The 14,619-nt window shown below is 36.1% G+C and carries 10 protein-coding genes; all 10 read left to right on the top strand.

The window, feature by feature from the left end:
• The first annotated feature begins 98 nt into the window (after positions 1-98).
• Positions 99-725 (top strand): GNAT family N-acetyltransferase, encoded by a 627-nt coding sequence (locus tag MWU65_RS09350; RefSeq protein WP_247077270.1) that lies wholly within the window; start codon positions 99-101, stop codon positions 723-725.
• The gene (locus MWU65_RS09355; RefSeq protein WP_247077272.1) at positions 718-1,902 is read left to right on the top strand and encodes an argininosuccinate synthase domain-containing protein; all 1,185 of its coding nucleotides are present in this window, start codon (positions 718-720) and stop codon (positions 1,900-1,902) included. Before MWU65_RS09350 ends, MWU65_RS09355 begins: the two co-directional genes overlap by 8 nt.
• On the top strand, positions 1,902-2,876 hold the full coding sequence (argC, locus tag MWU65_RS09360) for an N-acetyl-gamma-glutamyl-phosphate reductase (RefSeq protein ID WP_247077273.1): 975 nt from the start codon (positions 1,902-1,904) through the stop codon (positions 2,874-2,876). Before MWU65_RS09355 ends, argC begins: the two co-directional genes overlap by 1 nt.
• A 129-nt stretch (positions 2,877-3,005) precedes the next feature.
• Entirely contained in the window at positions 3,006-3,803 is a 798-nt protein-coding gene (proC, locus tag MWU65_RS09365) for a pyrroline-5-carboxylate reductase (RefSeq protein ID WP_247077274.1), read from the top strand.
• Positions 3,804-3,805: 2 nt separating this feature from the next.
• Positions 3,806-4,933 (top strand): aminotransferase class III-fold pyridoxal phosphate-dependent enzyme, encoded by a 1,128-nt coding sequence (locus MWU65_RS09370; RefSeq protein WP_247077275.1) that lies wholly within the window; start codon positions 3,806-3,808, stop codon positions 4,931-4,933.
• Positions 4,934-4,938: 5 nt separating this feature from the next.
• Positions 4,939-5,883, top strand: a complete 945-nt coding sequence (locus tag MWU65_RS09375) for an acetylornithine carbamoyltransferase (protein WP_247077276.1) — start codon at positions 4,939-4,941, stop codon at positions 5,881-5,883.
• Entirely contained in the window at positions 5,880-6,659 is a 780-nt protein-coding gene (gene argB / locus MWU65_RS09380) for an acetylglutamate kinase (protein WP_247077277.1), read from the top strand. The genes MWU65_RS09375 and argB overlap by 4 nt, the downstream gene beginning before the upstream one ends.
• A 1-nt stretch (position 6,660) precedes the next feature.
• Positions 6,661-7,725, top strand: a complete 1,065-nt coding sequence (locus tag MWU65_RS09385; protein ID WP_247077279.1) for a M20 family metallo-hydrolase — start codon at positions 6,661-6,663, stop codon at positions 7,723-7,725.
• Between the two features lie 78 nt (positions 7,726-7,803).
• Positions 7,804-9,093, top strand: coding sequence for an argininosuccinate lyase (gene argH, locus MWU65_RS09390; protein WP_247077281.1), 1,290 nt, complete (start codon positions 7,804-7,806; stop codon positions 9,091-9,093).
• 298 nt (positions 9,094-9,391) lie between these two features.
• Positions 9,392-14,619: BspA family leucine-rich repeat surface protein (locus MWU65_RS09395; RefSeq protein ID WP_247077283.1), on the top strand; the 5,228-nt coding region annotated here is incomplete at its 3' end.

A 14,619-nucleotide genomic window follows, 5' to 3' on the forward strand; every position in this document is an offset into this window, starting at 1 on the left:
CGTCGCCCGTAAGGGTACAAACTTCTATTATGGAATTAGGTGAGTCCATTTCCGCATTTAAAAAAAAATACTATACACTAACATTAAAGCAAAATTCAATGAAAATTGTTATTGCTAACGAATCGCATTTTAAATTTGCGCAAATAATTTCAGATACTATTACAGAATCTGCAAAAGTACGTGGAACAGGTATTGCCAAGCGTACACCTGAATACATTCAAAAACGATTGCAAAATGGAAATGCCATTATTGCATTGGATGGAGAAAAATTTGCAGGATTTTGCTATATAGAAGTATGGGATCACAATAAATTTGTTGCAAATTCTGGGCTTATAGTTCATCCTGATTATAGAAATCAAGGGCTTGCCAAAAAAATAAAAGAACGCATTTTTGAACTGTCAAGAGAAAAATTTCCGGAGGCCAAGATTTTTGGTATCACTACGGGCTTGGCTGTAATGAAGATGAATTATGAATTGGGATACAAACCTGTTACCTTTTCTGAGCTCACTACAGACCCTGAATTTTGGAAGGGTTGCCAAACTTGCAAAAATTTTGATGTTTTAACGCGGACAGAACAAAAAATGTGTCTGTGTACGGGGATGTTATTTGACGCTGCTGCCAAGAAAAAAGAAGTTCCTAAAAAGGAGGTAGATAGTAAGGTTTTTAAAAGATTAAAAAACATAAAAGAACAGTTGTTCTTAAAAAAGAAAAAGAAAAATGAGTAAATTAGTTTTAGCATACAGTGGAGGACTAGACACTTCGTATTGCGCAAAATATTTATCGAAAGACAAAGGTTTTGATGTACACGCGGTAAGCGTAAATACCGGTGGTTTTTCAAAAAATGAGATTGCCAACATTAAAAAGAAAGCTTTAGAATTAGGGGCAACTTCCTATACTTCTATCAATGCTGTACAGACCTTTTATGACAAGGTTGTAAAATTTTTAATTTTTGGGAATGTATTAAAAAACAACACCTACCCCTTATCGGTAAGTGCTGAACGTATTGTACAAGCTATTGAAATTGTAAACCACGCCAAAAAAATAGGCGCAAAATATATTGCACACGGTAGTACTGGGGCCGGAAATGATCAAGTAAGGTTTGATATGATTTTTCAAATCATCGCTCCAGAAATAGAAATCATAACTCCAATTAGAGATAACAAACTATCTAGAGAGGTAGAAATTGCTTACCTAAAAGAGAACGGTGTAGATTATCCATGGGAAAAAGCAAAATACTCGATCAACAAAGGACTTTGGGGAACATCGGTAGGAGGTGATGAAACATTAACCTCTAATCTTCCGTTGCCAGACACTGCATACCCAAGTCAATTACAAGAAAGAAACCCCATTGATATTAAACTAACCTTTAACAAGGGAGAATTGGTAGCCATCAATGATGAAAAAGATAGCGCAATAAACAATATTACAGCATTAAATGACCTTGCGTCTAAATATGCAATAGGCAGGGATATTCATGTTGGTGACACCATCATTGGTATTAAAGGCAGGGTAGGATTTGAAGCTGCTGCATCTTTAATTATAATTAAAGCACACCATTTACTAGAAAAACACACGCTTAGCAAATGGCAACAATTTCAAAAAGAACAACAGGGTAATTTCTATGGAATGTTGTTGCACGAAGGCAACTATCTGGATGAAGTAATGCGAAACATTGAAGTCTTTTTAACCGATACACAGAAAAATGTATCTGGTGATGTTTTTGTAAGCCTGCATCCCTACAGATTTGAACTAAATGGAATTTCTTCTAAACATGACCTTATGAACGCCTCTTTTGGTAGTTATGGAGAAATGAACGAAGGATGGAGTGCAGACGATGCCAAAGGATTTATTAAAATTCTATCTAATTCAGGAAAAATATACAATCACGTAAATAAAGAATAATGATTACTATTGGTATTATTGGAGGATCTGGCTATACGGGAGGTGAGCTTATTAGGCTACTGTTAAATCATTCTAAAGCAAACATAGAATTTATATACAGTACTACCAGAGCCGGTAAAAAAATAACGACAGCACATCCTGATTTATTAGGACAAACGGAGCTTGCGTTTACAGCCGATGTTAATCTGAACGTTGATGTTGTTTTTTTGTGTTTGGGTCATGGCAATTCTACGACATTTTTAAATCAAAATTCCTTCTCAGCAAATACTAAAATTATTGATTTAAGCAATGATTTTAGGCTGAAAAATGATGCTGTTTTAAACGGAAAAGAATTTATTTATGGCTTACCCGAAACCAATACCCCTGCCATAAAAACTGCCAATTATATAGCCAACCCTGGCTGTTTTGCTACAGCCATTCAGCTGGCATTGCTTCCTTTAGCTAAGGCAAATACACTAGAAAATGAAGTACATATTAATGCGGTTACCGGGAGTACGGGTGCTGGAGTAAAACCATCAGACACGACACACTTTAGCTGGCGAAACAACAACGTTTCTTGGTACAAACCTTTTACGCACCAACATTTAGGTGAAATAGGCGAAAGCCTTAATGCTTACAATAACACTGTAGGAGAACTATTATTTCTTCCTCAGAGAGGGAATTTTGCCAGAGGTATTTTTGCAACTGCATACACCAATTACAACGGTAGCTTAGAAGATGCTATAAAATTGTATAAGGACTTTTATGCCGACGCTAAATTTACCAATGTTTCCGATGAAGCAATTCATTTAAAACAAGTAGTTAATACCAATCAGTGTCACATTCATTTACACAAGCACAACAACAAACTATTAATAACATCGGCTATTGACAACCTTTTAAAAGGAGCATCCGGACAGGCGGTTCAAAATATGAATTTAATGTTTGGCTTTAAGGAAACCGAAGGCCTAAATCTAAAAGCAGGAGGATTTTAAACGCATCCATCAAAAACATTGGGATACACCCAGGAGGCGTTCATCTGAAAACGATTTTAATGTTTAGAGGCAAGCCTCGACAAATTAAACCCTCCATGAGGGATTTACTAAAAAACAAACCATACTATTATGAAACTAGCCATTATAGGTACAGGAAATTTAGGTTTATCCATAGCTAACGGAATTTTAAATTCTAATGGTGCTACAACCATGTATTTGACAAAAAGGAATACAGAAAGCATCAAAAAATATGAAAATTACGGTAATGTAACCGTTACCTCAGATAATAGGGAAGCCGTTAAAAACTCTGATATTTTAATTTTTGCCGTACAACCCAATCATTTTGAAACAATTTTAAATGACATTAAAGATTTACTTACTGAAAAACACATTGTTATTTCTACCATTACAGGCTTTAATATTCAAAAAATTGAATCTATTGTAGGGAAGGAGACTTTTATAATTAGAAGTATGCCCAACACCGCTATTTCTGTTGGAAAATCCATGACCTGTATCTGTAGTAATGTAGCAGGGAAAAAACGAATCGAATTGGCCAAAGCTATTTTTAATAGAATGGGACATTCCTTAGAAATTCCCGAAAGTCAAATGCAAGCTGCCACGGTAATTTGCGCAAGCGGAATTGCATTTTGGATGCGCTTAATACGCGCCACTACACAAGGTGCAATACAATTAGGGTTCGATTCTACAGAGGCACAAGAATTAGCCATGTACACTTGTAACGGTGCCGCTAGTTTGCTTATAGAATCTGGCAACCACCCCGAGGAAGAAATAGACAGAGTTACTACGCCTATGGGCTGTACCATTAAAGGTTTAAATGAAATGGAACACCAAGGATTAAGTTCTTCTTTGATTAGAGGAATTGTAGCTTCGTTTGATAAAATAAATGATATTAAAGTAAAAAACTAACCATGAATTTATTTGACGTTTACCCATTATATAATGTAACTCCAGTCTCAGCGAAAGGCATTAAGATTGTTGATGACAAAGGACAAGAATATTTAGATTTTTATGGAGGACATGCCGTTATTTCCATAGGGCATGCGCATCCGCATTACGTGCGCAGAATTAAAGAACAATTAGATTTAATTGGATTTTACAGCAATGCTATACAAAACCCATTGCAAGGGGAGTTGGCCGAAAAATTGGTGGAGCAATCTAAATGTTATGATTATAATTTATTCATGTGCAATTCTGGAGCAGAAGCCAATGAAAATGCATTGAAACTCGCCTCCTTTCACACCAATAAATCACGAGTAATTGCCTTTAAAAACGGATTTCATGGCAGAACATCTGCTGCTGTTGCAGCAACGGACAACGAAGCCATAAATGCCCCAATAAACAAACAACAAAAAGTTACTTTTTTAGAATTTAACCATTTAAAATCTTTTCAAGGAGAAATTGAAAAAGGTGATGTTTGTGCGGTTATTTTAGAAGCGATACAAGGAGTTGGGGGTTTAGACGAGCCCACAACAGAATTCTATCAGGCAATTGCTAGTTTATGCAAAGAAAACAATGTGGTACTAATAGCAGATGAGGTACAATCTGGCTACGGAAGAACCGGAAAATTCTTTGGTTTTCAACACCACGACATAAAACCTGATATTATTACAATTGCCAAAGGTATGGGGAACGGTTTCCCTGTTGGTGGCGTATTAATACAAGAAGAAATAAGAGCCTCTTACGGACTTTTAGGAACTACATTTGGCGGCAATCACTTGGCTTGTGCAGCATCTTTAGCTGTGCTTGAAGTTATAGAACAAGAAGATTTGGTACGTAACGCTGCCAAAATGTATTTGTATTTTGTTGAAAAAGCAGCGACAATACCACAAATCAAAAAAGTAAAAGGGCGGGGCTTAATGCTAGGTCTACAATTTGATTTTGAAGTAGGTGAACTTAGAAAAAAGCTTATTTACAACCAATTTGTATTTACGGGTGGCGCAAAAGACAAAACCTTGTTGCGTATTTTACCGGCATTAAACATTACAACCTCTCAAATTGATTTATTTTTTGATGCTTTAAAAGCAGAATTAAACTAATAAAAATGACAAATTACCTCTCTGTAAAAGACATAGAATCTCTTCCCAAGTGGGTAGAAGAAGCCAAAGCCTTAAAAGAAAACCCCAAGCAATTTAAAACCTTAGGGGAAGGAAAAACAATTGGTCTTTTATTCTTTAACAATAGCCTACGCACACGATTAAGTACGCAAAAAGCAGCAATTAATCTAGGTATGGATGTGATTGTAATGAACTTTGGCAGTGAAGGTTGGGCGCTAGAATACGAAGATGGCACCATAATGAATCAAGGTAAATCTGAACATGTAAAAGAAGCTGCGCAAGTTGTTTCTCAATATTGTGATATTATTGGTATTAGGGCATTTGCAGATTTAACAGACAAAGAACAAGATGAAGCTGAAATTGTTTTAACGAGCTTTAGAAAATATGCAACAGTACCCATTTTAAATATGGAAAGCTCCGTTGGACACCCCTTACAAGCGCTAGCCGATGCCATCACTTTATCGGAACAAAAATCCAAGCCAAAACCAAAAGTTGTGCTTTCTTGGGCCCCACATCCCAAAGCATTACCCCATGCTGTTGCCAATTCTTTTATTGAAATGATGCAATTGCAAGAGGCAGAGTTTGTTATTACGCATCCTAAGGGATATGAGTTAAATCCGGCTATTACTAAAGGAATTACCATAGAGAATGATCAAGATAAAGCTTTTGAAAATGCAGATTTTGTGTATGTAAAAAACTGGAGTAACTATCAGGATTACGGTAAGGTACTTAACCAAGACAAAGATTGGACGGTAACTTTAGACAAGCTAGGTAGTGCCAAATTTATGCATTGTTTACCTGTGCGAAGAAATATGATTGTTGCCGATGAAGTATTGGATAGCAACCAATCTTTAGTTATTGAACAAGCCAATAACAGAACCTATGCCGCTCAAATAGTATTGAAAAAAATATTAGAAAGCATTGTCAAATGAAACAGAAGCTGTCGATTATAAAAATTGGAGGAAATGTTATTGAAAACAAGCAAGAACTCACCAAGTTTCTGCAAGCTTTTTCAAAAATACCCGGGCCTAAAATATTAGTTCATGGTGGTGGTAAACTAGCAACAGAACTAGGGAAAAAGCTGGGGATTCAATCAAAATTAGTAAATGGAAGACGTATCACAGATGCTCAAAGTTTAGAATTAATAACGATGGTGTATGGTGGCTTAGCCAACAAAAATATTGTTGCCGAATTGCAGTCCTTAGATTGTAACGCAATTGGACTTAGTGGTGCAGACGCCAATCTTATACAAGCTAACAAACGCCCAATTGGCGAAGTAGATTTTGGTTTTGTAGGTGATATTACTTCCGTAAATTCTGATGCACTAACTAAAATCCTTGATTGCCAATGGACGCCAGTATTTTGCGCTATTAGTCATAATAAAAAAGGACAATTATTAAACACCAACGCAGATACAATTGCTTCTGAAATTGCAATAGGAATGAGCAATATGTACGAAACTACCTTGTATTATTGCTTTGAAAAGAAAGGTGTTTTACGAGATATAGCGAACGAAGATTCGGTGGTTACACACATTAACACCAATACCTATCAAGAGCTTTTAGATAAAAATATAATTGCAGACGGCATGCTTCCTAAATTGGAAAATTGCTTTAATGCTTTGCACAAAAAAGTTGCTAAAGTATGCATAGGAGATATTTCAATGCTAGACGAAAAAGCCACTTTACACACAACCATAACCTTATAAAATGGAACAAAAACAGCTTACTGAGAAAGCAATAGCTTTATTAAAACAATTAATCTCCATTCAATCTTTTTCATCCGAAGAAGATAAAACGGCAGATGCAATTGAAAAATGGTTTGCCAGTTTTAACATTCCATTTACAAGAGACAATAACAACGTTTACGCCAAAAGCAAATACTGGGATGACAACAAACCAACACTCTTGTTAAACTCTCATCACGATACCGTAAAACCAAATTCGGCTTACACCAAAGATCCTTTTCTCCCACATATCGAAAATGGTAAATTATATGGATTGGGAAGTAATGATGCCGGTGGTTGTTTGGTATCGCTAATAGCGACATTCACCCATTACTATGCAGTGCAAAACCTCAGCCACAACCTCCTAATGGTTGCATCTATGGAAGAAGAATCGGCTGGTCCAAACAGCTTGCGAGGTTTACTACCAAGTTTGCCAAAAATAGACGTTGCTATCGTTGGGGAACCAACACTTATGCAGCTTGCAATTGCCGAAAAAGGATTAATTGTTTTTGACGCAGAAGTAAAAGGCACTCCTTCACATGCAGCACACCCCAACAATGACAATTCTATATACAACACTATAAAAGTATTGGAATGGTTTAAAAATTATTCGTTCTCCAAGGTATCTGAAGTGTTAGGGAAAGTAAAACTAACGGTTACACAGATAAACGCTGGCAAGCAACATAATGTAGTGCCAGCCAAAGTAGATTTGGTCATTGATGTAAGGGTCAATGATAAATATACAAACCCGGAAATTGCGGAAATGCTACAAAATGAAGCTCCTTGTAAAATGACAGCCCGTGGTTTAAATTTAAATTCATCAGCTATAGACAAAAACCATCCTTTAGTACAGGCTGGCATTGCCTTGGGCAGAGAAACATATGGTTCTCCAACATTATCAGACCAAGCGGCACTAAGCTGTCAGTCTTTAAAATTAGGCCCTGGAGACAGTACTAGATCTCATTCTGCAGATGAATTTATTTATGTAAATGAGATAGAAGAAGGAATAGATTTGTATATTAAAATATTAAATGGATTTTTAAAATAGATTTAAATATTAAGGGATTAACCATTAGTACAAATCCCTCAATACTCAATACTCATATCTAACTATTAAATAAAAAAAATGAAACTCTGGGACAAAGGATTTAGCACGGATAAAAAAATAGATCATTTTACCGTTGGAAATGATAGGGAATTAGACCTATTATTAGCAAAATATGATGTCATAGCCTCCAAGGCACACGCCAAAATGTTAGGCAAGATTGGGCTGCTTACCCAAGATGAGACCAATGCCTTGGTAAAAGAATTAAATGAAATTGCCAAATCTATAGCAAAAGGAACTTTTATCATTGAAGATAATTTTGAGGATATGCATTCCAAAATTGAATTTGTATTAACCGAAAAACTAGGTGATACGGGTAAAAAAATACATACCGCACGTTCTAGAAACGATCAAGTTTTAGTTGCCATGCATTTGTACCTAAAGAATGAACTTACAGAAATTAAATCTGAGGTTAAAGTACTTTTTGATTTGCTTTTAAATTTAGCCGACAAATACAAAACGGTACTCTTACCGGGCTACACCCATTTACAAATAGCGATGCCTTCTTCTTTTGGTCTTTGGTTTTCTGCCTATGCAGAAAGTTTAATAGACGATTTGTATTTTATTGATGCAGCCTATAAGGTTGCCGATCAAAACCCTCTAGGAAGTGCTGCTGGCTATGGAAGTTCTTTTCCCATAGACAGAAGTTTTACTACAGAAGAAATGGGTTTTGAAACCCAAAAATTCAATGTAGTTGCTGCCCAAATGGGTCGTGGAAAAGTAGAGAAGGCTACTGCTTTTGGCATGAGTGCTATTGCTTCTACCCTATCTAAAATGGCAATGGACATTTGCTTGTACATGAGTCAGAATTTTAGTTTTATTTCTTTCCCTGATGAATTAACCACGGGGAGTAGTATAATGCCTCATAAAAAAAATCCAGATGTTTTTGAACTTGTACGAGGCAAATGCAATAAATTACAAGCTATTCCTAATCAGTTAATTTTAATAACTAACAATTTGCCAAGTGGCTATCATAGAGATTTACAGTTGGTAAAAGAAGTAATTGTACCTGCCATTCAAGATCTAAAAGCATGTATTGAAATACTAACATTTAGTTTAAAAGAAGTTCGCGTAAACGAAACTATTTTAGATGACCCAAAGTATGATTATTTGTTTAGTGTGGACACCTTAAATGAACTCGTTTTAAGCGGAATACCATTTAGGGATGCTTATAAAAAAATGGGGCAAGAAATAAACGAAGGAACATTTAGTCCAAAAAAAGACATCAAGCATACCCATGAAGGTAGTTTAGGCAATCTATGCTTAAAAGAAATCAGAGACAAAATGGATAAAATTTATTCTAAAAATTAAACTTTAAAACCCCTTTTTTTTAGGGGTTTTTTTTGGTTAAAATCCCTGTCAAAAAACACGACTACACCTCCTAATTATTCTTTCTTCCTGCATTCTAATTCATAGTATTCGTGGGCTTTAGCTATCCTCAAAGTAACGATTTCCCTTTAAATTTTAAGGAGTAAACGAGTAGGCACATCTACTAATTCGTAGTGTTAACACTACAATTACACAGGTTCACAACAAATAATTTCATGAACTGCGATTCATCATCATATTTGACATAGATATTCATTTATCTATAACACTGAACCTTATTATGCTAAAAAATATTTTCACTGTATTCGTTTTATTTGCAAGTTTTACTTCTTTTGGTCAATCTTTTACAACCACATGGGTTACAAGTAACCCGGGAGTTTCTGCAAATAATGAGATAACCATACCTACAGCTCCTAGCTTTACTTATAATTATACCGTAGACTGGGGAGACGGAAACACCGATTCCAATATAACTGGAGACATTACACATTCATATGCAACTTCTGGAACGTATACCGTATCCATTAGTGGCGATTTCCCTTCCATTTACTTTAACAATGCAGGGGATAAAGCTAAAATTATAGAAATATTAAATTGGGGTATTATACCATGGCAAACTATGGAAAATGCTTTTTATGGTTGTATTAATTTAAATTTTGATGCCATTGATTCTCCAGATTTATCCCAAGTAACCAGTCTAAAGAATATGTTTAGGGGCTGTACAGCCTTCAATGGTATTGTAAATAATTGGGATGTGAGTAACATCACTGATATTTCTGGACTTTTTTACGAGACAGAAATTTTCAATAGACCTCTAGACAATTGGAACACGGCTGGCGTTACCGATATGTCATATACATTTCATAAGGCTAGACTATTTAATGAGCCGCTAGACAATTGGAACACCGCTTCGGTAAATACAATGGAATTTCTATTTTCAGAAGCAAGCAACTTTAATCAAAACATTAACAACTGGGATGTTTCGCAGGTTACTAATATGTTTGGAGCGTTTAGATACACTGGGGCATTTGACAAACCTTTGAATAATTGGATCCTCAGCAATGTAACCAACACAGCTAGCATGTTTCAAGGCTCTAGCTTTAATCAAGATATTAATGGCTGGAATGTAAGTAACATCACCACAATGTCAGCTATGTTTAGAGAAGCTAAATTTAACTACCCATTAAACAATTGGGATGTGTCTCAGGTGACCGATATGTCTTTTATGTTTCACAGACACCGAACGTACAATCACCCTCTAAACAGTTGGAATGTTAGCAATGTAACTTCTATGGAAAGTATGTTTGATGCTTGGATTTGGGGAGCCATCTATAATCAGCCGCTAGACAATTGGGATGTAAGTAAAGTCACAAATATGAAATACATGTTTCGGGAGAATTCTGACTTTAACCAAGACATTAGCAATTGGGATGTAGGTAATGTTACAAACATGCTAGGAATGTTTCAAGAGACTCTAAAATTTAACCAAGATATAAGCGCATGGGATGTCAGTAATGTCACTACTATGAATGCAATGTTTCAGGAAGCTCACGTCTTTAACCAAAACATAAATAGCTGGAATGTTTCTTCTGTTACGGACCTGACTGCTATGTTTTTTACAGCTTCTGTTTTTAACCAACCTCTTAATAATTGGGATGTAAGCAGTGTTACTTCTTTTGAAAAAATGTTTGGGGAATCCAATTTTAATCAAGATATAAGCAATTGGACTACAACAGCAGCCACCTCAATGAATTCGATGTTTTTGAATGCCGCTGGTTTTAATCAAAACTTGGCATTATGGGACATTTCTAATGTTACAAACATGACATTTATGCTTTCCAATAGCGGAATGTCTCAAGAAAATTACGACAATACGTTAATAGGATGGGAAACCCAAACGGTACAAGACGATATTACATTGGGTGCTACAAACCTAAACTACTGTGACGGCAGAGTGGCAAGACAAAACTTGATTGACAACCACAATTGGAGCTTTACAGCGGATATCATCAACTGTCCTTTTGTTTTATGCACCACAATTTCTTCTCCCTTAGATGGAGATACTAATGTTCCTGCAAATTTTGATCTTCGATGGGCTCCGGCACCAAACGCTACAGGATACCGAATAAACGTAAGGGCAGTAAGATCAGGCAGCACTATTGTAATTGCAAACAATGAAGATGTTGGCAATGTTGTTGGTGTAGATTTTACGAGTGATTTTGTTGCTGGGGATATTGTCTATGCAACAGTAATACCCTATAATGCTGAAGGACCTGCAACAGACTGTAGTGAAATAAGTTTCACAATTGTAGATACTTGGATCAATAGTCCAGATGCCTTTATCTTAACCATTGATACAAGAATTTTGAATAGCAACTCTTCAGCTGACAGTCAACTTAGTCTTGAAATTAATTCTACTTATTCTTCTGAATATAACTTTTCTATTGATTGGGGAGACCACCAGTTTAACAACAACGTAACCAGTGGCCTAACCCATAGCTATACAACGCCAGGAATATACACGGTTTCAATTATAGGAAATTACCCTTCACACTACTACTCTTCACCAAATAGGGATAATAACAAACTAGTGTCAATTGATCAATGGGGTACACAAGAATGGAAATCCATGCGACAAGCTTTTTATTATTGCCAGACAATGACCTATAATGCAACAGATATTCCAGACTTATCAACAGTAACAAACATGAGCAGTATGTTTGGTGCTGCAAGCAGCTTTACCGCAAACATAAATAATTGGGATGTAAGTAATGTAACAGATATGTCATTCTTATTCATCTCAACTTTAGAATACAATGAACCTCTAGATGGTTGGGACGTCAGTAATGTAACGAATATGCGGGGAATGTTTCTCGGTACAAAAAAGTTTAATCAACCCATTGAAATTTGGGATGTAAGTAGTGTTACAACCATGTCTAGAATGTTTGAGCAAGCGGTTGTATTTAATCAACCTTTAAACAATTGGGATGTGAGTAGTGTTACCAATATGTCTGATATGTTTGAAAGAGCTGTTGGTTTTAACCAACCTTTAAATAGTTGGGATGTAAGTAATGTTACCAATATGGCCGAAATGTTCAACGGCTATATCACGAATCTAATATTCAATCAACCATTAGATAATTGGGATGTAAGCAATGTAGTCAATATGAATTCTATGTTTGATCGATGTGTTGACTTTAACCAGCCCTTAAATAGTTGGAATGTTGGAAAAGTAACGGATATGGCCTCCATGTTTGACGGTGCCATAAGTTTTAATCAACCTTTAAATAATTGGGATGTATCATCTGCCATACATATGAACGCCATGTTTGCGGGCGCCTCAACATTTAACCAAAATATAAATAGCTGGGATGTCACCAATGTGATAAATACAAGTTATATGTTTTCAAGGGCTACAGCTTTTAACCAGCCATTAAACAACTGGAATGTTAACTCGGTTGTAAATATGTCTTCTATGTTTAGAAATGCAGAAGTATTTAACCAGCCAATAGATGCCTGGGATGTTAGTGCTGTTGCCAATATGTCTTCTACCTTTCAAGAGGCTGTTTTATTTAACCAACCCTTAAACAGTTGGGATGTAAGCTCTGTCACCTTAATGAATTCTACCTTTGAAGGTGCTCTAGTTTTTAATCAAAACATAAATAATTGGAATGTTGCGGTTGTAACAACCATGGAACGTATGTTTAATGAAGCGATAAGCTTTAATGAACCTTTAGCTAATTGGGATACAGGTGAAGTTGTTACTATGAAAGAAATGTTTACTGAAGCTTCCGCTTTTGACCAACCAATAGAAAATTGGGATACTTCATTTGTGTATACTATGGAGTCTATGTTTAAAGATGCAACCTCATTTAACCAACCTTTAAACTCTTGGAATGTTGCCTCTGTTATAACAATGCAAAGTATGTTTAACAATGCTACAGCATTTAACGGTAGTATTGATGGTTGGAATGTAAGAAAGGTAACCACTATGCAAGATATGTTTAATAACGCTACTGCATTTAACCAAACCCTTAACAATTGGCGTGTTGCTGGCGTAGAAAACATGGATCGAATGTTTCAAAATGCTAGTAGTTATGATCAAAGCTTTAATCGTTGGAATATTGGCAATGTAAGTATGCGTTCTATGTTTGAAAACGCAACTGTATTAAACCAATATTTTGGAGATTGGAATGTAAGCAATGTTTCTAACATGAATGATATGTTAGACAATACGGCTCTTATTAGAGAGAATTATGACAATACGTTAATTGCCTGGTCCGAGCAAACCTTATCAACGGGTATCAATTTAGGGGCAGAAGGCTTGCCATATTGTGATGCCTTAGAGGAAAGACAAGCGATGATAGCCAATTTTGGATGGAGCATTACCGATGATATTTTAGACTGTCCAGTTCCTGAATGTACGCAACTTAACGCACCCTTAAATGGTGATACTGACATTCCTATAAATACAAATTTAAGTTGGGAACCTGCACTTTTTGCCAGAGGTTACTATGTAACGGTTCGTGTAGAACCCGGAAACACAATCATTGTTAATAATGAAACGGTAAACGATACTTTTTATGAGTTTGCTTCTGAGTTTTCTGACGGTGATACCGTTTATGTTACACTTACACCTTTTAATGACGAAGGTGATGCTGTTGGTTGTACAGAAGAAAGCTTTACCATAGTTTCTGGAAATCCAGCTGCAGTACCAGCATGTACAAACCTAAGCATTCCTTTAAATGGAGCAATTGATGTCCCTATTGATACTGATTTGGAATGGAGTCCTGTTCCTGAAGCAGATGGATATAAAATTACCGTAGGGACCACAACTGGCGGTACAGATATTTTAAATAACGAAGATGTAGGCAGTGCAACAATCTATGATTTTACCACTAATCTACCAGAGGATACTACCCTATATATCACGGTTATACCCTATAACGAATTGGGTGATGCCACTGGATGTACAGAAGAAAGTTTTACAACAGAATTAATACCTGTTCCGCCTGCTTGTACTAATCTTACTAGTCCACTTCATGGAGCTACAAATATAGCTCTAGACACGGATATCAGCTGGAATGCGGTGGATGGTGCTACTGGGTATCTCGTAATCGTAGGAACTACACAAAATGGAATAGAAGTAGCAAACAATATAGACGTTGGAAATTTTACTACCTACAGTTTCCCAAGTGATTTAAGAGAAAACAGAACACATTACGTAACTATTATCCCCTATAATGAAGTTGGTGATGCTACAAATTGCACAGAAGAAAGTTTTAGAACCAGGCCCACAAATGCACCACTTCCAAATTGCACCAGCCTAAGCGACCCTTTAAACGGTGCTATAAATATGGCCGTGGATACGGATCTAAGTTGGAATACTGTTACTGATGCAACGGGTTATAGAATAACAGTAGGTACAACTGCTGGAGGTATTGATATTTTAAACAATTCAGATGTTGGTAATGATACCACATTGAATTTAAACTCAGACCTCCCTGA

Origin of the sequence: Cellulophaga sp. F20128, assembly GCF_023015805.1 — a bacterium.
GTDB lineage: Bacteria > Bacteroidota > Bacteroidia > Flavobacteriales > Flavobacteriaceae > Cellulophaga.

What these genes read in the sequence shown, in the direction of transcription:
- MWU65_RS09350 (WP_247077270.1), top strand. Translation starts at nt 99, where the DNA reads ATGAAAATTGTTATTGCTAACGAATCGCATTTTAAATTTGCGCAAATA.
- MWU65_RS09355 (WP_247077272.1), top strand. Translation starts at nt 718, where the DNA reads ATGAGTAAATTAGTTTTAGCATACAGTGGAGGACTAGACACTTCGTAT.
- argC (WP_247077273.1), top strand. Translation starts at nt 1,902, where the DNA reads ATGATTACTATTGGTATTATTGGAGGATCTGGCTATACGGGAGGTGAG.
- proC (WP_247077274.1), top strand. Translation starts at nt 3,006, where the DNA reads ATGAAACTAGCCATTATAGGTACAGGAAATTTAGGTTTATCCATAGCT.
- MWU65_RS09370 (WP_247077275.1), top strand. Translation starts at nt 3,806, where the DNA reads ATGAATTTATTTGACGTTTACCCATTATATAATGTAACTCCAGTCTCA.
- MWU65_RS09375 (WP_247077276.1), top strand. Translation starts at nt 4,939, where the DNA reads ATGACAAATTACCTCTCTGTAAAAGACATAGAATCTCTTCCCAAGTGG.
- argB (WP_247077277.1), top strand. Translation starts at nt 5,880, where the DNA reads ATGAAACAGAAGCTGTCGATTATAAAAATTGGAGGAAATGTTATTGAA.
- MWU65_RS09385 (WP_247077279.1), top strand. Translation starts at nt 6,661, where the DNA reads ATGGAACAAAAACAGCTTACTGAGAAAGCAATAGCTTTATTAAAACAA.
- argH (WP_247077281.1), top strand. Translation starts at nt 7,804, where the DNA reads ATGAAACTCTGGGACAAAGGATTTAGCACGGATAAAAAAATAGATCAT.